Raw genomic sequence first — 18,946 nt, forward strand, 5'->3', positions numbered from 1 at the left:
AGGAGACAAGATGCCCTACACCGAAATTCTCTACAAGGAAGACGGCCCGGTCGGCACGATCACGCTGAACCGTCCCCACGATGGCAACATGTTCACCGAGACCATGTGCCATGAAATCCGTGATTGCATCAATGAGATTCGCCGCGAAACCCGCACCCGCGTCATCGTGATCACCGGCGCGGGCGACAAGTTCTTCTGTACTGGCGGCCGCAAGGACGGCATGCAGGACACCACGCTCTACGCCGGCGTGCTGCCGACGCTGGAGATGTACGAGAGCATCGACCGTCTGCAAAAGCCCGTCATCGCCTCGGTGAACGGCTTTGCCGTCGGCGGCGGCAACGTGCTGCAGGTGGTGTGCGACCTCACCATTGCCAAGGAATCGGCCATCTTCCGCCAGGTTGGCCCGATGGTCGGCAGCTTCGATGCGGGCTATGGCACCTGGTACCTGGAAGACCTGGTGGGGAAGAAGCGCGCCAAGGATATCTGGTACCGCAATCCCAAGATCACGGCACGCGAGGCGCTGGACATCGGCCTGATCAATCGCGTGGTCCCGGATGAGCAGCTGGCCGAGGCCACGCGCGAGTATGCGCTGGAGGTGGCCGAGCGCGGCGCGTTTGCGCTCGCTTCGCTAAAGAGCGCCTTCAACGCGCGCCATGGCGGTGTCAGCGGGCTGTCCCGCATGGCGCATGACCTGCTGCTGCGCGGTTATCTCGATACCAGCGAACACGACGAACTGGCTGCGGCGTTTGCCGAACGCCGCCAGCCCGATGCTTCCAAATTTGGTCATTGATGCCCGGGTGAAGATCATGCAAAACATCCTGACGCTGCACAATCCGCAAAACGCGCGGGACTACTACCTGTCGGGAATCTGGCAGCAGGAAACGCTCTACACGCTGGCCCGGCGCCATTCACGGGAACGGCCTACGTCGGCCGCCCTGCGCGACGCCGATGTCCGGCTGACCTGGCGCGAAGTGGTCGACTGGGTCGACAGCGTAGCGGAGGCGCTCCACAGGCAAGGCCTGAAGCCGGGCGACCGCGTCGGCATATGGCTGCCTAACGTCGTGCAGGCCACCATCGTGTTCCTGGCCTGCTCACGCAATGGCTATGTCTGCTGCCCCTCGCTGCACCAGAACTACACTGTCGACGAGATCTGCACGCTGCTTAACCGCATTCAGTGCCGAGCCCTGTTCGCGATGCCCGGCTACGGCGCCGATTCGGATCGCAACTCGATCTTCGGGCGTGCCGCCGACATTCCGACGCTCGCCGCCATGTTTGCCATGCCCGGCCAGGCCAATGGCGACCTGACCCTGCCCCCCGACGCTCATCCGTTTCCCGATCGCCTGCCGCCGGCGGCATTGTCGACACCGGACCTGAACCCGGACAAGATCGTCTACCTGGCCTTTACGTCCGGCACCACCGGCCTGCCCAAGGGCGTGATGCACAGCGACAACACGCTGCTGGCCAATGGGCGCGCACTGGTCAACGACTGGGGGCATTCAGCCGATACCACGGTGCTGACGCTGAGCCCGATGAGCCACCATATCGCTACCGTGGCCCTGGAACAGGTGCTGGTGGCGGGCGCGGAGCTGGTCATGACCAACCTGCGTGCCGGCAAGCATGCGCTGGACTGGATCCTGGAAACGGGTGCCACCTATGTGATGGGAGTGCCGACGCACGCCATGGACATCCTGCAGGCCGTGCGCGAGCGCAACCTGACCTCGCTTGGCGAAGTCCGCACGTTCTACATGGCGGGCTCGGCCATCCCGCGTGATGTGGCGCAGAAGTTCCTGACGCTCGGCGTCACGCCGCAGAACGTCTACGGCATGACCGAGAACGGTTCGCACAACTACACCATCCCGTCCGACACCGCGGACACCATTGTGTCTACCTGCGGCCGCGCGTGCCGCGGGTATGAAGTCCGCCTGTGGAAGCAGGACAACTGGGACGTCGAGGCTGAAGTGGGCGAAATCGGCGAGATCGGCGGGCGCGGTGGCTTGCTGATGCTGGGCTACTTCAGCAACCAGGTTGCCACGGAAACATCGTTCAACATCCATGGCTGGTTCATGAGCGGCGACCTCGGGATCATCGACGAGAATGGCTGCATCGTGATCGTGGGGCGCAAGAAGGACCTGATCATCCGCGGCGGCCACAACATTCATCCGGCACATATCGAAGAACTGGCCATGCGCCATCCCCTGGTCGAGCGCGCGGCCGCCTATCCCGTGCAGGACGAACGACTCGGCGAGAAGGTCTGCCTGTCGGTCGTGGTCCGCGCGGGCCAGACGCTGGAGCCGGCCGACATGCTGGCGCACCTGGCCAGCTGCGGCCTGTCCAAATACGACATGCCGGAGTACTTCCTTGGGCTGGACCAGTTCCCGCTGACGCCAAGCGGCAAGATCCTGAAGCGCGACCTGGTCGAGATGACCATGCGCGGCGAACTGAAGCCGGTAGCGATCCGCTACAAGGCCCGCGCCACGGCAGGAGCATGATCATGTCGATCGATATCAAATTTGACGGTCCGTACGCAATCCTCACGCTTAACCGGCCTGAAGCCCGCAACGCGCTGCAGTTCACCATGATCGAAGCGTTGTCTTACACGCTTGATCAGGTGGCGGCCTCCAACGCCCGGGCGCTGATCGTAACCGGGGCAGGCCAGAAGGCGTTCTGCGCCGGCGCCGACATCAAGGAACTGATGGACCGCAGCCTGATGCAGCAGCGCCAGGGCGCCCAGCTCGGTCAACGTACTTTCGACAAACTGGCCAGACTGGCGATTCCGTCGGTCGCCGTATTGCACGGGTATGCCTTTGGCGGGGGGCTTGAGCTCGCCATGGCCTGCACTTTCCGTATTGCGACGGTCCAGGCCCGCATGGGCCTGCCGGAGATCAAGCTCGGCCTGATCCCGGGCTACGGCGGCACGCAGCGCCTGCCGCGCCTGGTTGGTGAGGGCCGGGCACTGGAGATGGTGATGTCCGGGCGCACGGTCGATGCGATCGAAGCCGAGCGCGTCGGGCTGGTCAATCGCGTGGTTGCCCACGGGGAGCCTGTCGAACTGGGCAAGGCTTTCATGTCCGAGTTCATCGGCTATAGCCGTTGCGCCTCGCAGTTCTCGCGCGAGGCGGTGGTTCGCGGCATGGGCACCACGCTCGAGGCCGGGCTCGAGATCGAAGCGGATCTGTCCACGCTGGCTTATCAGACCGATGACGCCGTCGAGGGCATGCGCGCCTTTATCGAGAAACGCACACCGGAGTTCAAGGATGCCTGATTTCACACAAGGCGCCGTCATCGTGACCGGTGGCAGCCGGGGAATTGGTGCCTCCATTTCCGTGGAACTGGCACGCATCGGCCTGCACGTGGCCTGCGTTTCGCGTTCGGGCGAACTGCCTGACGCCGGCTCGCTCGATGCCGATGCACAAAAGCGGCTGGCGGCACTACGCTGCGATATCACCGATGCCGCTTCGGTCGCCACAGCGTTCGCCCAGGTGCCCGCACTGTTCGGCAAGCCGATCGTCGGCCTCGTCAACAACGCCGGCATCCACCTGCAGGGGCCGTCCGCATCGTTCCCGATCGCTGACTTTGAGCGCGTGATGCAGACCAACGCCTCTTCGGTCCTGCTGGCCAGCCAGGTGGCCTACCCCTACCTGCACGAGGCCGGCTCGGCGCTGATCGTCAACATCGGCTCGTTCTACGACAAGCTCGGCGTGCGCGGCAATGCCGCCTATTGCGCGTCCAAGGCTGCCGTGGGTGCAATCTCGCGCTGCCTGGCTGTCGAATGGGCGCGCGACGGCATCCAGGTTGTCAATATCGCGCCCGGCTATATCGAGACCGACCTGAACCGTGGCGAGCTGAACGAGGGTGCGCTCCAGGCATTTCTCAAGAAGCGCATTCCGGTCGGAGGCCCCGGCCAGTCTGACGATATCGGACACCTTGCCGCCATGCTGTTCCGGCTGCCCGGGCGTTTCCTGACAGGCGAAACGCTCTATGTCGATGGCGGCCAGGGCATGGCGCTGTAGCCACCGCCCAGCCGCTACACAGCCCCACTAACGGAGGAAGACATGAACATGCTGGACCGGATGGACGCGCGGCTGCCGCTGTCGTCCGAGGAACGCATGCTCCTCGACAGCGTCAAGGAGCTTTGCAACACCCAGATCGCGCCACGCGCGGCCGAGTACGACCGCACCGGTGCGTTTCCCTGGGAGAACGTGAAAGCCATCAACGAGCTGGGCCTGAACGCCATGTTCATTCCCGACATCTATGGCGGCGCGCAGTTGTCCTTTATCAGCTACCTGGCTTGCGTGCGGGAGATTTCGAAGGCTTGCGCCTCCACCGGCATCGTCTGGGCGACGAACTTCCACGCCATCAAGCCGCTGATCGAGTACGGCAGTGAAGAACAGAAGAGCCGGCTGTTGCCGCGCATCGCCGACGGTGGCCTGGCGTCGCTGGCCATTACCGAGCCCTCGGCGGGATCGGATGCCACCGGCATGCGCACCAGCTTTACCCCGGACGGCGACGACATCGTCATCAACGGCGGCAAGACCTTCATTACCAACGGCGACGTGGCCGACCTGTACCTGGTGTTCGGCAAATGGTCCGAGATCAGCGATCCCAAGGCAGCCATCTCCGTGCTGATTCTGGAAAAGGGCACCGAGGGCCTGCGCGTCCTCGGCACCGAGCACAAGATGGGAACGCGCGCGTCCAGCACCGCCAGCCTGGCCTTCGACGGCTGCCGCGTGCCGCGCGCCAACCTGATCGGCGCGCCCGGCGAGGGCCTGCAGATCCTGTTCGGCTCACTGAACCGCTCGCGCCCCAGCGTTGCGGCGCACGCGCTGGGCATTGCGCGCGCGGCGTTCGAGGATGCGGTCGACTACATCAATGAGCGACGCCAGTCCGGCAAGCGGATCCTCGAGTTCCAGGGTATCCAGTTCATGCTGGCAGACCTCGCAACGGAGCTGGCGTTGTGCGAATCGTGGCTCTGGCGCGTGGGTGAGATGGTGGATACCGGCGACCAGGATTTCGGCATCGAAGCCTCGATGCTCAAGCAGCGCGCCACCGACGCGGCCATGCGCATCACCACGGATGCCGTGCAACTGTTCGGCGGCTACGGCTACTGCAACGACTACCGCGTCGAGCGGCTGATGCGCGACGCCAAGATTACCCAGATCTGGGAAGGAACCAACCAGGTACACCGCCAGCTGATCGGGCGCAGCTTCCTGAAGAAATAGGAGACGGACGTGACAACCATCAAAACCGTCGGCGTCGCGGGCGCCGGCACCATGGGCGCGGGCATCGCCATCGTAGCGGCCCGCGCGGGCTTCAAGACCATCGTATTCGATGCCCGGCAGGAGGCGCTGGACCGTGCCCGCGGTCAGACCGAAGCGTTCCTGAAGAAGTCCGAGGAGCGCGGCAAACTGCCGGCCGGCGCCGCTGCCGCGGCCATGTCTCGCTGGGAAGGCACCACCGCACTGGACGACCTGGCCAGCTGCGACATCATCATCGAAGCCATCTTCGAGGACCTGGCGGTCAAGCATCAGCTGTTCGGCCAGCTCAATGAGGTCTGCCCGCCCGACACGATCTTTGCATCCAATACCTCGACGATCTCCATCACCGAGATTGCTGGCGGTTCCGGCCGGCCGGACCGGTTCGTTGGCATGCATTTCTGCCTGCCTGCGCAGCTGATGAAGCTGATCGAGATGTCGCCAGGCCTGGCCACCTCGGAGGGGACCTTCCAGACAGCGTGGGCCTTTGCCGAGGCGATGGGCCAAAAGCCGGTGGCCACGCAGGATACGCCGGGCTTCATCCTCAATTACTTCCTGATCCCGTTCAACAACGATGCGATCCGGCTGGTGGAACAGGGCGTCGCCGAGCCGGCCGACATCGACACCGCCATCAAGACCGCGCTCGGCTACCCGATGGGCCCGCTCGAGCTGCTGGACCTGGTCGGCATGGACACCCAGAAGCTGCTGTGCGAAGCGATGCACGGCCTGACCCACGAGCCGCGCGCCGCCTGCCCGCCACTGGTGCGCCGCATGATCGCCGCCAAGCGCCTGGGCAAGAAGACCGGCAAGGGCTTCCACACCTACGGCGACACCAAGATGTTTGGAGCCTGATATGCGCTACGAAATCGTACAAGCTGGCGAAAGCCGTTCCTTTCCCACGCCCCACCCGTTCCTCGAACAAGCCGCGCCACAAGGCGAAGGACTGTTCTACCTGGGCACGGACGCCGGAAGCGCATTCGGCAATGGCGAAGGACACGAATCGCGCTCGTTCGTCGCCATTGAACTGGGTACCGAATGCCTGGGTTCCCATACGGGCGAGCACCGCGGGGAAGAAGGCTCCAATGTGGTTGGATTCGCCCGCTTCCGGCTGGGCGACGCCGACCCGAGCCCACTGGTGGAGCTAGTCAGGCAACCGGGCACGCAATCTGCGGCGATCGAAGCCGCCAGGGCGGTGTTCCAGGCGGCAGGGCTGGTTGTCGCCGTATGCAACGACTTTCCCGGCCGCATCGTCGACAGGCTGATCCGCCCGTACTTCAACGCGGCGTTGCGCCGCCTGGACGAGAAGCTGGCCAGCGCCGATGACCTGGACAAGACCTTGTGCCTGGGCCTCGGCTACCCGGAGGGCCCGATCTCGCTGCTGGAACGCACCGGCCTGGCGCACCATTTCCGCGTCACCCAGGCGCTGCACGAAGCGCTCGGCCAGGAGCCTTACGCGCCGGCGCGGCGCGCGCGCGTCGCCGCCGAGCGTGAAGAACGGGTAAAGCGAGGCTTGTCATGAGTCAACCGCTGACCGGTGTGAAGGTGCTGGACTTCAGCACCCTGCTGCCCGGACCGCTGTGCTCGCTGCTGCTGGCGGAGGCGGGCGCCGAAGTCATCAAGTTCGAACGCCCCGGCCGGGGCGACGAAATGCGCTCGTACGAGCCGAAGGTCGATGACGACAGCGCGAACTTCGTGCTGCTCAACCGCGGCAAGCTGTCCGTTGCCATCGACCTGAAGTCGCCGCAGGCGCTGAGCCAGCTGCTGCCGCTGATCCGCGAGGCCGATGTCCTGATCGAGCAGTTCCGTCCCGGCGTCATGGATCGCCTGGGCCTGGGCTACGCCGCGCTGGCTGAGGTCAATCCGCGCCTGGTCTACTGCTCGATCACCGGCTTCGGCCAGCACGGTCCGCGCGCGTCGGAAGCCGCGCACGACCTGAACTACGTGGCGGCATCCGGCACGCTGTCGCTGACCGCGGGCAACGATGGCGCGCCGGTCCTGCCGCCTGCCCTCATCGCCGACATCGCCGGCGGCACCTATCCGGCGATGATCAATATCCTGCTCGCCTTGCGTCAGCGCGACCAGACCGGCAGGGGCGTTCACCTGGACGTGGCCATGGCCGACAACCTCTTTACGTTCCAGTACTGGGGGCTTGGCAATGGCGCGCTGGGAGACTGGCCCGCACCGGCATCCGGGCTGGTCACAGGGGGTACGCCGCGCTACCAGGTCTACCGTACCGCGGATGGGGCCTTCCTGGCCGCCGCGCCGCTGGAAGACAAGTTCTGGGACAACTTCGTCGCGCTGGTCGGGCTGGATGCCGATGCGCTGGCGTCAATGTCACCACGCCGGGCCATCGAGGCCGTCGCTGCCGCCATTGCCCGGCATCCGGTTGCCTATTGGGAAGACCGCTTCGCCGGACAGGATGTCTGCACAAGCCGTGTGGTCAGCCTGGAAGAAGCCCGCCACGACCCGCATTTCCAGGCGCGCGGCCTGTTCGACCGCTCCGTCACTACCGCGGCGGGCGGGACCCTGCCGGCCTTGCCGGTGCCCGTTGATGCCGCATTTCGCCGCCACGATCGCTCGGCCGCCTCCCCGGCCCTGGGCGCGCACAGCCAACTTCTGAATCGTTGAGGTCCAGCCGAGATGAAAGCCATCGTTATTCAGGAATTCAATGCACCAGATGCCGTCACCGTCGGCGACCTTCCCGACCCGCAGGTTGGTGACGGCGACGTGCTGGTCGAAGTCCGCGCCGCCGCGGTCAATTATCCCGACGTGCTGGTGGTGCAGGGCAAGTATCAGATTCTGCCGCAACGCCCGTTCGCACCGGGCAAGGATGCCGCCGGCGTGGTACGCGCGGTCGGCGCCAATGTCACCCACGTCCAGCCAGGCGACCGCGTAGTGGCGCAACTGGAATACGGCGCGTTTGCCGAGCTCGTCAGCGTGCCTGCCGATTCGTGCTTCCGTATCCCGGATGCCATGCCGTTCGAAGACGCGGCCGCCATGGGCCTGGTCTATCAGACCGCCTACTTTGCCCTGGTGGAGCGTGGCGGATTCCGTGCCGGCGAAACCGTGCTTGTCACCGGCGCTGCCGGCGGCGTCGGCTCGGCGGCCATCCAGATCGTCAAGGGTCTGGGTGGCATCGCGCTGGCCGGCGTCAGCGGCGCCGAACATGCGCAGGCGGCACGGCAACTGGGCGCCGACGCGGTGATCGATCTGTCCCTCCCCGACCTGCGCGAATCGCTGCGCGACCAGGTGCGCAATGCCACCGCGTGCCACGGCGCCGATGTCGTGCTCGACACGCTCGGCGGCGATGTCTTCGATGCCGCGCTGCGTGCGATCGCCTGGTGCGGGCGCGCCGTGGTCATCGGCTTCGCGGCCGGCAGCATTCCCGAGATCAAGGCCAATTATCTGCTGGTCAAGAACATCGCCGTCAGTGGCCTGCAATGGAGCGACTATCGCGATCGCCAGCCGGAAAAGGTGCTGGCCGTGCAGCAGGAAATCTTCCGGCTGTATCAGCAAGGTGCGCTCAAGCCGAAGATCGCCGGTGCCCTCCCCCTCGCCCGTGCCGGTGAAGCGCTGGCGCGGCTGGCCTCGGGACAGGTGTCCGGCAAGTATGTGCTGACACTACACTGAGGCTTGCCAGACCGACCCCGGGCGCATGCCATGCCCGTCTGCAGCCGTGGGACGTCCCACGGCTGTCGTGCTTTTTGCGACGCCCCCCCTCTTTCCCGCTCTCCGGAACATCATGAACACAACCTCTTCCTCAACCCCCACCATCGACACGCTGGGCATCGTCGGCACCGGCGCCATGGGCCGCGGCATCGCGCAGATCGCCGCGCAGGCGGGCCTGGCCGTCAACCTGTACGACGCCAACCCGCAAGCTGTGGCCGCCGCCCGCCAGTACCTGCAGGACACGCTGGCCAAGCTCGCCGACAAGGGCAAGATCAGCGCCGCCGACGCCGAGGCCACGCTGGCCCGCGTCAAGCCGTGCGCTGCGCTGGAGGATCTGGCCAACAGCGACATGGTGGTTGAAGCCATCGTCGAGAAGCTGGAAGTCAAGCGCGACCTGGTTGCCAAGCTGGAAGCGATCCTGCGCGAGGACGCGATCATCGCCTCGAACACCTCCTCGCTGTCGATCACCGCGATCGCCGTCGGTGCCAAGCACCCGGGCCGCATCGCCGGCTACCACTTCTTCAACCCGGTGCCGCTGATGAAGGTGGTCGAGGTCATCGACGGCCTGTCGGGCAACCCCGCGGTGGGCGATGCGCTGATGGCACTGTCCCGCCGCATGGGCCATACCCCGGTGCGCTGCAAGGACATGCCGGGCTTCATCGTCAACCATGCCGGCCGCGGCATGAATATCGAAGGCCTGAAGGTTGCGCAGGAAGGCGTGGCCGAGTTTGCCGACATCGACAACATCATTCGCGAGCAGGCCGGCTTCCGCATGGGCCCGTTCGAACTGATGGACCTGACGGGACTGGACGTATCGCACCCGGTGATGGAGTCGATCTACAACCAGTTCTACCAGGAACCGCGCTACCGTCCGTCGCCGATCACGGCGATCCGCGCGGTCGGCGGGCTGATCGGCCGCAAGGCCGGTGCCGGTTTCTACCGCTACGCCGATGGCCAGAAGCAGGTACCGGCCGCTGCCGCGGTGCCGGGCGCGCGCCCGTCTAGCGTGTGGGTCAGCCATGACAGCGAGCGCGGCCACGCCATGGTGACGAAGCTGCTGGGCGCGCTCGGCGTGACCCCGGAAGGCGGCAACAAGCCGTCGGCCGATGCGCTGATCGTCGTCACGCCGCTGGGCCTGGACGCCACCACCAGCGCGCTGCAACAGGGCCTGGACCCGGCCCGCACCGTCGCCATCGACACGCTGCTGCCGTTCGAGGCCACCAGGCGCCGCACGCTGATGACCACGCCGGCCACCAGCGCCGCCGCGCGTGATGCCGCGCACGGCCTGTTTGCCAGCGACGGCGTGCCGGTCACGATGATCCGCGACTCGGCCGGCTTTGTGGCCCAGCGCGTGCTCTGCTGCATCATCAACATCGCCAGCGACATCGCGCAGCAGCGCATCGCCACGCCGGCGGACATCGACCTTGCCGTGAACCTCGGCCTCGGCTACCCGAAGGGCCCGCTGGCACTCGGCGATGCGGTCGGCCCGCAACTGGTGCTCGAGACGCTGCGCAACATGGAAGCCCTGACCGGCGACATGCGTTACCGTCCGAGCCCCTGGCTGTGGCGCCGTGCCGGCCTCGGCCTGTCGCTGCTGACGGGCGAAGCCTGACAGGCCATCCTGCCAGCGATGACTCGGATGACCGAAGTCAATGCCGTGCCGCCGGAGGTCGCGCCCCGTTCGCTCATCCTGCAATCGCCAGCGTATGCGCGGGTCCAGCTACGCGGCCTGCGCTTCCCGTTCCCCGTAGTTGCAGAGGTCATCAAGGGCGATTGTGAACTGATCGTGCCGGGTCACATGCGGGCAAGCCACGACGGGGTGTGGCACACGATCCGGCCACTCGAGTCCCCGCGACTTGTGCTGGCGGAGCGGGCCCGCGTGGCGTTCCGCCAGCTGCCGCTGTCGGGCCGGCAGGCGGAAGCAGGAGAGCGGCGGCACAAGCCGATCGCGAGCACGCTGGCCCTGGCGGTATTCCAGTCACCGCAAAGACCGTGGCGGCTCGCATCGGCATCGCAGGAACTCAGCATCGATTGCCCGGGACGACTGTCCCGATCATTGATGAGTGAAGGCGAAAGCTTTGTCGACCTGGTGGCGACGCAGCGCCTGATGCGCGCGCTGTTTGACCTGGCTGGCACTGGCGGGCAAGCCGCAAGGGCCGGATGCTATGGCTTCCCGGATCGCGCTCGTCTTGAAGATGCGATCTACGATCGCTTCGGAGTGAACGCTGCACTGCTGCATCGTCTGCTGGACAGCCGCTGGCAAAGTTGAATCCCTCTGCCAGCGGCGTCCGGTAGCGATGACCTGGTGGCCAACCGCCGTGCCGCCGGTCAGCGCGACGAAGGGATCCGGCCAATTACCGCGCCCACCAGCCCCTTCCGGAACAGCAGAACGCACACGATAAAGATGACGCCCGTCACGAGCGTGACGGACTCGCCAAGCGACGCGAACCATTCGATCCCGGTGATACCGGCCAGCCCGGCACCAATCTCGCCGAGCTTGTTCTCCAGGATCACGATCACGAGCGCACCGACAACCGGCCCGCTCAGGGTCCCCATGCCGCCCACCAGCGTCATCAGGATGACCGCCCCCGACATGGCCCAATGAACGTCGGCCAGCGTCGCGAAGCCGAGTACCAGCGCCTTCATCGCTCCCGCCAGCCCCGCCAGCGCGGCGGAAAGCACGAAAGCCATCAGCTTGAAGCGATCCGTACTGTAGCCCAGCGAGATGGCGCGACTCTCGTTCTCCTTGACCGCCTGGAGAAGCTGGCCAAACGGTGAGCGGACAATGCGCGCAATCAGCCCCATCGCCGCGACAAAGACGGCAACCACGACATAGTAGAAAGTCACGTCAGAGGACAGGTCGATCACCCCGAACAGCGCGCCGCGCGGAACCCCCTGCAACCCGTCCTCGCCGCCGGTCTGCGGTGTCTGCAGGCAAATGAAGAAGAACATCTGGGCCAGCGCGAGCGTGATCATCGAGAAGTAGATGCCCTGGCGGCGGATCGCCAGCACGCCCATCAGGAATCCGATCGCAACGGCAGTTGCCACGCCGATCAGCAGGCTGACCTCCGTCGTGACATGCCAGGTCTTGATGGCATACCCCGCCATGTAGCCGGCGCCACCGAACAAGGCGGCATGGCCAAACGACAGCAGGCCGGTGTAGCCGAGCAGCAGGTTGAAGGCCGCGGCAAACAGCGCGAAGCACAGGATCTTCATCACGAAGACCGGATAGACACCAAGTTGCGGCGCCAGCAGCAACAGCGCAACCAGCCCGATGGCCACGCAGGTCGATGCCCGGCTATGCCACGACGCGCGCGCACCACCCGCCGGGGTCACCGTTGAAGGGAGAGAGAATTCGGTCATCATTTTTCCTTGCCAAACAACCCTGCCGGACGAAGCAGCAGGACAATTACCATCACCACGAACACCACCGTCGATGACGCCTCGGGGTAGACCACCTTGGTCAGGCCCTCGATCACGCCCAGGCCCAGGCCGGTGACGATGGCGCCGAGGATCGAGCCCATGCCACCGATCACCACCACGGCAAAGACCACGATGATCAGGTTCTGGCCCATCAGCGGCGAGATCTGGATCACCGGTGCGGCCAGCACCCCGGCGAACGCGGCCAATGCCACGCCGAAGCCGTAGGTCAGGGTGACCATCAGCGGCACATTGACGCCGAACGCCTCGACCACCTTGGGGTTCTCGGTGCCCGCGCGCAGGTAGGCGCCGAGCTTGGTCTTCTCGATGATGAACCAGGTGCCCAGGCAAACCGTGATCGACGCCATCACGACCCAGGCCCGATAGTTGGGCAGGTGCATGAAGCCCACGTCGGTGGCGCCCTGCAGCAGCTCCGGCGCGGAGTACGGCAGGCCTGAGACCCCGTAGATCGACCGGAACACGCCTTCGATCACCAGCGTGATCCCCAATGTGAGCAGCAGCCCGTAGATGTGGTCGAGCTTGTAGATCCAGCGCAGCATCGTCTTTTCGATCAGTACGCCCAACAGGCCGATGACCAGTGGTGACAACAGCAGCATCACCCAGTAGCTGAGCCCTGCGTACTCCATGCCGGCCCACGCCAGCAGGGCGCCCAGCATGAACAGCGCGCCATGCGCGAAGTTGATGACGTTGAGCAATCCGAAGATCACCGCCAGCCCCAGGCTCAGCATCGCGTAGAACGCACCATTCACGAGCCCGAGCAGCAACTGCGACAGCAGCGCGGGCAAGGGAATTCCAAGATCAAGATTCATTGCGGTCCCCCGTTCCGTTACACGCCGAGCAGCTCGTTGAGCACCGGCATCTTGGCCTGCAGTTCGCCGGCGGCAAAGCGCTCGACAATCGCACCGTGCTCCATCAGGTAGAAGCGGTCGGCCAGCGGCGCGGCGAAGCGGAAGTTCTGCTCCACCATCACCACCGTGTAGCCCTTCTTCTTGAGCATCAGGATCATGCGTGCCAGCGCCTGCACGATCACGGGTGCCAGCCCCTCGGAGATCTCGTCGAGCAGCAGCAGGTTCGCCCCTGTCCGCAGGATCCGGCCCACGGCCAGCATCTGCTGTTCACCGCCGGACAGGCGCGTGCCCTGGCTCTGGCGGCGCTCCTTCAGGTTCGGGAACATGTCGTAAATCTCGGCCTTGCTTATGCCGTTTTCCCCATTGGCGCCCTTTAGCAAAGGGGGTAGCAGCAGGTTCTCTTCGCAGGACAGGCTGGAGAAGATCGCGCGCTCCTCCGGGCAGTAGCCAATGCCGTAGTGCGCAATCTTGTGCGTCGGCAAGCCAATGGTTTCATGACCGTTGACCTTGATCGAGCCCTTGCGCGCGCCGGTCAGGCCCATGATCGCGCGCAGCGTGGTGGTGCGGCCCGCGCCGTTGCGGCCCAGCAGGGTCACCACTTCGCCGCGGTTCACCGTGAGGTCGACGCCGTGCAGGATGTGCGATTCGCCGTACCAGGCATGCAGGTCCCGGATCTCCAGGGCGGGTGTTTTGTCGTTTGCCATTTCCGCTTCCCTCTCAGTGCGCACCCTGCAGCGCGGCGTCGGCCGTGCCCATGTACGCTTCCATGACGCGTGGATCCTTCGAGACCTCGGCGTACGGGCCTTCGGCCAGGATCGCACCGCGTTGCAGCACGGTGATCTTGTCGGCGATCGACGACACGACATTCATGTTGTGCTCGACCATCAGGATCGTGCGGCCGGCAGAGACCTGCTTGATCAGCTGCGTCACGCGGTCCACGTCTTCGTGGCCCATGCCCTGGGTCGGCTCGTCGAGCAGCATCAGTTCAGGCTCCATCGCGAGGGTGGTGGCGATTTCCAGCGCGCGCTTGCGACCATAAGACAGGTTGACCGTGACGGTCTCGGCAAACTCAATCAGCCCGACCTGCTCGAGCAACTCCATCGCGCGGGCATTGAGCACGTCGAGCGAACGAGAACCGCGCCAGAACTGGAAGGCGGTGCCCAGTTGACGCTGCAGGCCAATGCGCACGTTCTCGCGCACGGTCAGGTGCGGGAACACGGCCGATATCTGGAACGAGCGGATCACGCCACGCCGCGCAATCTGCGCCGGCTTTTCGCGCGTGATGTCGATGCCGTTGAACAGGATGGTGCCGGCGGTCGGCTCCAGGAACTTGGTGAGCAGGTTAAAGCAGGTGGTCTTGCCCGCGCCGTTCGGCCCGATCAAGGCGTGGATCGAGCCGCGGCGTACATTCAGGTCGACTTCACTGACGGCAGTGAAGCCCCTGAATGACTTGGACAACCGCTGCGTCTGCAGAATGAAATCCGGCATAACAGGTGGAAAGCCAAACTGGAGAGAAAAGGAAGCGTCTTCCACACGGCCGGAGCAGCGCAGCGGCCGTGGAAAGACGCCCGGAGACAAGGACGTTGAAGCGTGGCCAGCTACCTGGCCACTTCAGTTCCCGTGTGCGTCAGCCCTTGAGCGGGCAGGCGCTCTTTTCCAGGGGCTCGAAGGCCTTGTCCCTGGGGATGACCTTGCGGATCTTCAGCAGGTCCCATTCGCTCTTGGATTCGGACGGCTTCTTGGCTTCAGCCAGGTACATGTCATGCGCCATCAGCCCGTTTGCCAGGATGCGGCCGTCCTTGGCAAAGAAATCGTTGACCGGCGTCGCGCGCATCTTTGCCATGACCTTGTCGGCGTCAGCGCTGCCGGCCGCCTGCACCGCCTTCAGGTAATGCATCACGGCCGAATACATGCCCGCCTGCACCATCGTCGGCATCATCTTGGTCTGCGCGAAGAACTTCTTGCCGAAGGCGCGGGTCTCTTCGTTGTAGTCCCAATAGAATGCCGTGGTGAACTGCAGCCCTTGCGCCGCCTTCAGGCCCATGCCTTTCAGGTCGCTATCGAAAATCAGCAGCGGCGCCACCACCTGCTTGCCGCCCCCCAGTCCGAACTCCGAGGCCTGGCGCACCGCGTTCTGGGTATCGCGCCCCGCATTGGCCAGCGCAATCACCTGCGCCTTCGATGCCTGCGCCTGCAGCAGGAACGATGCGAAGTCCGATGCCGAGAGCGGATGCCGGACCTTGCCGGTGACCTTGCCCCCTGACTGCTCCACCACGCTGACGGCATTGGACTCGAGCGAATGTCCAAACGCATAGTCGGCAGTGATGAAGAACCAATCCTTCTTGCCTTCTTCCAGGATCGCGCGTGCCGTGCCGTTTGCCAGCGCGTACGTGTTGTAGACGTAGTGAATGCCGTAAGGCGAGCATTGCTTGCCCGTCAGCTCCGTGGTGGCGGAACCCGCGAAGATGGTGACCTTCTTCTTGCTCTCGCCAAGCTTCTGCAGCGCGAGCGCCGAGGCCGAGTCCGTGGACTCGATGATCATCTCCACATTGTTCCGGTCATACCATTCCCGGGCACGGGTGGAAGCGATATCGACCTTGTTCTGATAGTCGGCACCCAACACCTCGATGGGCCGGTCCAGAACCTTGCCGCCAAAATCCTGAACCGCCATCTTGACGGCAGCAATACCGCCGGGGCCACCAATGCCGGAATAGACCCCGGTCATGTCTACCAGTGCGCCAATACGGAAGGGCTCCGCGGCGGAAGCCGCCTGGCAGAACGCCGCCAGAGCGGCAAGAGCGCCGAAGCGCAGTGCGGGTGCTTTCATGGATGTCTCCAATCGTTCGTTATCGTGACGGACAGCGTTTTCCTCGACGACATTCTCACTGTCCATACCCGCATATTTGCAACTTCGGTGCCAGCTCCAAAAACGGCCATTTTGGGGGTAATCCAGGCTTTGGAGGTGTCTTCGACCCGGTGCAAAGGACACTCGTGCCTGCGAACATGTCTTCGCCAAAGACAGTCGGGAAGGCTTCAAGCTCCCGGGTGCAACACCGTCAAAACTGATCGGCGGCCATGGCGAGGACGCTGCCGGCGCCGGCCAGCACGCGATCCCGGTAGACAGGTGCCTGGACCAGTACGTGCTCGGCAAAGAAATGTGCCGTGGCCACCTTCGCCGCCATGAACGCCGGCCGCTCCCCGGCCGCGGCTGCCCGTTCCGCCGCGAGCAGTGCTCGCCCCAACTGCCATCCGGCGACCAGTTCGCCCGCCAGCATCAGATAGGGAACGCTCCCGGCGTAAACCGACTCCGCGTCGTCGCCGCCGCGGCTCGCAACATGAGCCACCACAGCGAGAAAAGCCTGGCGGGCAGTCTCCAGCGCCCGCCGCACCGCACTGGCGGCTGCACTGCCGGATTGCGCAAGCTCCGCTTCTGTCCGCTCGATCCGCGCGGCGAGATCGCGCGCGACTGCACCGCCATCGCGCAGGGTCTTCCGTCCCACCAGGTCGTTGGCCTGGATCGCGGTCGTGCCTTCATAGATGGGCAGGATCCGTGCGTCACGGTAGGGCTGGGCAGCTCCGGTTTCCTCGATGAATCCCATGCCGCCATGCACCTGGATCCCGAGCGAGGTCACGACGAGACTCATTTCCGTGCAGTAGCCCTTGATCAGCGGCAGCAGGAATTCGTAGAAATCGTGCTCGGACTGCCGTACCTCGGCGTCGGGGTGCCGTTCGGCAATATCGGCCGCCGCAGCACCGGCAAGAATCATCGCGCGACAGCCTTCGACCCTGCTGCGCATCTCCATCAACATGCGGCGTACGTCCGGATGCTGGATGATCCGCACGCTGCCGGCTGCCGCCGAGCCAGCACTACGCCCCTGTACCCGCTCGCGCGCATACGCGACAGCCTGCTGGTAGGCGCGATCGGCAACCGCGACCCCCTGCACGCCAACGGCGAAGCGGGCGGAGTTCATCATCTGGAACATGTATTCCAGCCCACGATTCTCTTCACCGATCAGGTAGCCGGTTGCCCCACCGTGCTCGCCATATTGCATGACAGCGGTTGGGCTTGCCTTGATACCCAACTTGTGCTCGAGGCTAGCCGCATGCACGTCGTTGCGCGCACCCAGCGAGCCGTCGGCGTTCACCAGCACCTTGGGCACCAGGAACATGCTGATGCCTTTCACGCCGGCCGGCGCGCCCGCGACGCGCGCCAGGATCAGATGAATGATGTTTTCGGTCAGGTCATGCTCGCCGTACGTGATGAAGATCTTGGTGCCGAACAGCTTGTAGGTACCGTCCGGCTGGCATTCCGCCCGCGTGCGCACCAGCCCCAGGTCGCTGCCGGCCTGGGGCTCGGTCAGGTTCATGGTGCCAGTCCATTGGCCCGAGATCAACTTTGGCAAATACTTGTCGCGCATCGCATCCGAGCCCACCGCTACCAGCGCCGCGATGGCACTGTTGCTGAGCAGGTCGCAAAGCGCAAAGCTGAGATTGGCGGCATTGACGATTTCGGAGCACGCGGCGGCAATCACGCGGGGCAGCGCCTGTCCACCGTACTGCGCGGGATGCTGGACGCCAAGCCATCCGCCGTCCGCGTAGCGACGGAACGCCTCCTTGAAGCCCGGTGTCGTCGTCACCTTGCCATCCATAAGGACAGCCGGCTCGCGGTCTCCCAGAGCATTGAGCGGCGCGATGGCCTCCTCGTTAAAGCGGGCGCACTCCCCCAGTACGGCTGCCGCCGTTGCCATGCCGGCGTCCTCGAAACCGTCGAGAGCGGTCATTGCATCGAGCTGAACCAGGTGCCGGAGATTGAACAGCATGTGGTCAAGCGGTGCAGCGTAAGTCATGGATACCTCAGGAGATGGGGAAGTGATGCTAGCCACGGATGGCCGTTAGCCGTTTGTCATGCCGCGTGGCCAGCACGAACTCAGGAGCCGGAGAACGTGGGCTGTCGCTTCTCGCTGAACGCATGAACGCCTTCCTGGTAGTCCTGGCTCCAGCCAAGCTCCCGAATAGAGGTAGCCTCCATCGACAACTGCTGTTCAAGCGAATGCACCGCGGCGGCAAGCATCAACTGTCGCGTACGCACCATGGCCTTGGTCGGCATGGATGCCATCCTTTCAAGGAGCTCGTCAACTCCCGCGGCAAATGCGGCGTCCTCGAGTACGTCCCAGATCAGTCCCCACTCGGCGGCCATCTCCGCCGATAACTTGTCCGCGAACAGCGCCAAGCCCATGGCCCGGGCGATTCCGACCCGGTGCGTCAGAAACCAGGTACTGCCGGTGTCTGGTGTGAGCCCGATCTTCGAGAACGCCTGCAGGAAGTACGCGGATTTTGCGGCTACCACGACATCACAGGCGAGCGCGAGCGACGCCCCGCCGCCCGCAGCCAGACCGTTCACAGCAGCGACGCTCGGGACAGGCAGGCTTTGCAGCTTCATGACTAGAGGCTTGAAGTACCGCTCGACGTGGGTACCGATGTCGGGCAGCTTCCCGTCCACGATCTGCATCGCAGGATCGGCCAGATCCTGGCCTGCGCAGAATGCGCGGCCCACGCCAGTGATCGCCAGTACGCGTGATGACTGGTCATTGGCGACCAGGTCGACGGCACGAAGCAATTCGATCATCGTTGCCTCATCGAGACTGTTCAGCTTTCCTGGCCGGTCCAGAGTAATGCGCGCGACTGCCGCTCCTGTCGTGACCTTGATGTTCTTGAATGTCATGGATTGACCCTCCT

18 protein-coding genes are annotated in these 18,946 nt (G+C 64.7%); 11 read left to right on the top strand and 7 right to left on the bottom strand.

The window, feature by feature from the left end; translation table 11 throughout:
• Positions 1 to 10: 10 nt before the first annotated feature.
• The 11 genes from LIN44_RS22310 to LIN44_RS22360 all read left to right on the top strand — a co-directional run bounded on the left by LIN44_RS22310 (position 11) and on the right by LIN44_RS22360 (position 11,190).
• Positions 11 to 790 carry an enoyl-CoA hydratase-related protein gene (locus LIN44_RS22310; RefSeq protein ID WP_227314467.1) on the top strand — a complete coding sequence of 260 codons (780 nt, stop codon included), beginning with the start codon at positions 11 to 13 and terminating at the stop codon, positions 788 to 790.
• Between the two features lie 16 nt (positions 791 to 806).
• Positions 807 to 2,489, top strand: a complete 1,683-nt coding sequence (locus tag LIN44_RS22315) for a class I adenylate-forming enzyme family protein (protein WP_227314468.1) — start codon at positions 807 to 809, stop codon at positions 2,487 to 2,489.
• A gap of 2 nt (positions 2,490 to 2,491) precedes the next feature.
• Positions 2,492 to 3,262: an enoyl-CoA hydratase/isomerase family protein gene (locus LIN44_RS22320; protein WP_227314469.1), complete on the top strand. Its 771-nt coding sequence runs from the start codon at positions 2,492 to 2,494 to the stop codon at positions 3,260 to 3,262.
• Positions 3,255 to 4,010, top strand: a complete 756-nt coding sequence (locus LIN44_RS22325) for an SDR family NAD(P)-dependent oxidoreductase (protein WP_227314470.1) — start codon at positions 3,255 to 3,257, stop codon at positions 4,008 to 4,010. The genes LIN44_RS22320 and LIN44_RS22325 overlap by 8 nt, the downstream gene beginning before the upstream one ends.
• 42 nt (positions 4,011 to 4,052) lie before the next feature.
• Positions 4,053 to 5,219 carry an acyl-CoA dehydrogenase family protein gene (locus LIN44_RS22330; protein ID WP_227314471.1) on the top strand — a complete coding sequence of 389 codons (1,167 nt, stop codon included), beginning with the start codon at positions 4,053 to 4,055 and terminating at the stop codon, positions 5,217 to 5,219.
• A gap of 9 nt (positions 5,220 to 5,228) precedes the next feature.
• Complete coding sequence (locus tag LIN44_RS22335; protein ID WP_227314472.1) at positions 5,229 to 6,104, top strand: 3-hydroxyacyl-CoA dehydrogenase family protein; 876 nt, start codon at positions 5,229 to 5,231, stop codon at positions 6,102 to 6,104.
• A gap of 1 nt (position 6,105) precedes the next feature.
• Positions 6,106 to 6,771, top strand: coding sequence for a 3-hydroxyacyl-CoA dehydrogenase family protein (locus LIN44_RS22340; RefSeq protein WP_227314473.1), 666 nt, complete (start codon positions 6,106 to 6,108; stop codon positions 6,769 to 6,771).
• A complete protein-coding gene (locus LIN44_RS22345) occupies positions 6,768 to 7,880 on the top strand; it encodes a CaiB/BaiF CoA-transferase family protein (RefSeq protein WP_227314474.1) in 1,113 nt (370 codons plus the stop codon). The genes LIN44_RS22340 and LIN44_RS22345 overlap by 4 nt, the downstream gene beginning before the upstream one ends.
• Positions 7,881 to 7,892: 12 nt before the next feature.
• Complete coding sequence (locus LIN44_RS22350) at positions 7,893 to 8,882, top strand: NADPH:quinone oxidoreductase family protein (RefSeq protein WP_227314475.1); 990 nt, start codon at positions 7,893 to 7,895, stop codon at positions 8,880 to 8,882.
• A gap of 112 nt (positions 8,883 to 8,994) precedes the next feature.
• Complete coding sequence (locus LIN44_RS22355; RefSeq protein WP_227314476.1) at positions 8,995 to 10,533, top strand: 3-hydroxyacyl-CoA dehydrogenase; 1,539 nt, start codon at positions 8,995 to 8,997, stop codon at positions 10,531 to 10,533.
• Between the two features lie 27 nt (positions 10,534 to 10,560).
• Positions 10,561 to 11,190 carry a hypothetical protein gene (locus LIN44_RS22360; RefSeq protein ID WP_227314477.1) on the top strand — a complete coding sequence of 210 codons (630 nt, stop codon included), beginning with the start codon at positions 10,561 to 10,563 and terminating at the stop codon, positions 11,188 to 11,190.
• Positions 11,191 to 11,249: 59 nt separating this feature from the next.
• On the opposite strand, the gene LIN44_RS22365 is transcribed toward LIN44_RS22360, so the two are convergent.
• The 7 genes from LIN44_RS22365 to LIN44_RS22395 form a co-directional block, all read right to left on the bottom strand.
• The gene (locus LIN44_RS22365) at positions 11,250 to 12,284 is read right to left on the bottom strand and encodes a branched-chain amino acid ABC transporter permease (protein WP_370641750.1); all 1,035 of its coding nucleotides are present in this window, start codon (positions 12,282 to 12,284) and stop codon (positions 11,250 to 11,252) included.
• Complete coding sequence (locus LIN44_RS22370) at positions 12,284 to 13,171, bottom strand: branched-chain amino acid ABC transporter permease (RefSeq protein ID WP_227314478.1); 888 nt, start codon at positions 13,169 to 13,171, stop codon at positions 12,284 to 12,286. Before LIN44_RS22370 ends, LIN44_RS22365 begins: the two co-directional genes overlap by 1 nt.
• A gap of 17 nt (positions 13,172 to 13,188) precedes the next feature.
• A complete protein-coding gene (locus LIN44_RS22375) occupies positions 13,189 to 13,914 on the bottom strand; it encodes an ABC transporter ATP-binding protein (protein WP_227314479.1) in 726 nt (241 codons plus the stop codon).
• A 13-nt stretch (positions 13,915 to 13,927) separates the two neighbouring features.
• On the bottom strand, positions 13,928 to 14,698 hold the full coding sequence (locus LIN44_RS22380) for an ABC transporter ATP-binding protein (RefSeq protein ID WP_227314480.1): 771 nt from the start codon (positions 14,696 to 14,698) through the stop codon (positions 13,928 to 13,930).
• Between the two features lie 139 nt (positions 14,699 to 14,837).
• On the bottom strand, positions 14,838 to 16,037 hold the full coding sequence (locus LIN44_RS22385) for an ABC transporter substrate-binding protein (protein WP_370641752.1): 1,200 nt from the start codon (positions 16,035 to 16,037) through the stop codon (positions 14,838 to 14,840).
• 229 nt (positions 16,038 to 16,266) lie between these two features.
• On the bottom strand, positions 16,267 to 18,057 hold the full coding sequence (locus LIN44_RS22390) for an acyl-CoA dehydrogenase (RefSeq protein ID WP_227314482.1): 1,791 nt from the start codon (positions 18,055 to 18,057) through the stop codon (positions 16,267 to 16,269).
• Between the two features lie 80 nt (positions 18,058 to 18,137).
• Positions 18,138 to 18,932 carry an enoyl-CoA hydratase-related protein gene (locus LIN44_RS22395; protein ID WP_227314483.1) on the bottom strand — a complete coding sequence of 265 codons (795 nt, stop codon included), beginning with the start codon at positions 18,930 to 18,932 and terminating at the stop codon, positions 18,138 to 18,140.
• Between the last annotated feature and the right edge of the window lie 14 nt (positions 18,933 to 18,946).

This window comes from Cupriavidus sp. MP-37, assembly GCF_020618415.1.
Taxonomy (GTDB): Bacteria; Pseudomonadota; Gammaproteobacteria; order Burkholderiales; family Burkholderiaceae; genus Cupriavidus.

Coding starts and splice junctions, on each gene's coding strand:
- LIN44_RS22390 (WP_227314482.1), bottom strand. CDS start 18,057: ATGACTTACGCTGCACCGCTTGACCACATGCTGTTCAATCTCCGGCAC.
- LIN44_RS22325 (WP_227314470.1), top strand. CDS start 3,255: ATGCCTGATTTCACACAAGGCGCCGTCATCGTGACCGGTGGCAGCCGG.
- LIN44_RS22355 (WP_227314476.1), top strand. CDS start 8,995: ATGAACACAACCTCTTCCTCAACCCCCACCATCGACACGCTGGGCATC.
- LIN44_RS22345 (WP_227314474.1), top strand. CDS start 6,768: ATGAGTCAACCGCTGACCGGTGTGAAGGTGCTGGACTTCAGCACCCTG.
- LIN44_RS22340 (WP_227314473.1), top strand. CDS start 6,106: ATGCGCTACGAAATCGTACAAGCTGGCGAAAGCCGTTCCTTTCCCACG.
- LIN44_RS22370 (WP_227314478.1), bottom strand. CDS start 13,171: ATGAATCTTGATCTTGGAATTCCCTTGCCCGCGCTGCTGTCGCAGTTG.
- LIN44_RS22365 (WP_370641750.1), bottom strand. CDS start 12,284: ATGACCGAATTCTCTCTCCCTTCAACGGTGACCCCGGCGGGTGGTGCG.
- LIN44_RS22320 (WP_227314469.1), top strand. CDS start 2,492: ATGTCGATCGATATCAAATTTGACGGTCCGTACGCAATCCTCACGCTT.
- LIN44_RS22375 (WP_227314479.1), bottom strand. CDS start 13,914: ATGGCAAACGACAAAACACCCGCCCTGGAGATCCGGGACCTGCATGCC.
- LIN44_RS22330 (WP_227314471.1), top strand. CDS start 4,053: ATGAACATGCTGGACCGGATGGACGCGCGGCTGCCGCTGTCGTCCGAG.
- LIN44_RS22315 (WP_227314468.1), top strand. CDS start 807: ATGCAAAACATCCTGACGCTGCACAATCCGCAAAACGCGCGGGACTAC.
- LIN44_RS22385 (WP_370641752.1), bottom strand. CDS start 16,037: ATGAAAGCACCCGCACTGCGCTTCGGCGCTCTTGCCGCTCTGGCGGCG.
- LIN44_RS22360 (WP_227314477.1), top strand. CDS start 10,561: ATGACCGAAGTCAATGCCGTGCCGCCGGAGGTCGCGCCCCGTTCGCTC.
- LIN44_RS22395 (WP_227314483.1), bottom strand. CDS start 18,932: ATGACATTCAAGAACATCAAGGTCACGACAGGAGCGGCAGTCGCGCGC.
- LIN44_RS22380 (WP_227314480.1), bottom strand. CDS start 14,698: ATGCCGGATTTCATTCTGCAGACGCAGCGGTTGTCCAAGTCATTCAGG.
- LIN44_RS22310 (WP_227314467.1), top strand. CDS start 11: ATGCCCTACACCGAAATTCTCTACAAGGAAGACGGCCCGGTCGGCACG.
- LIN44_RS22350 (WP_227314475.1), top strand. CDS start 7,893: ATGAAAGCCATCGTTATTCAGGAATTCAATGCACCAGATGCCGTCACC.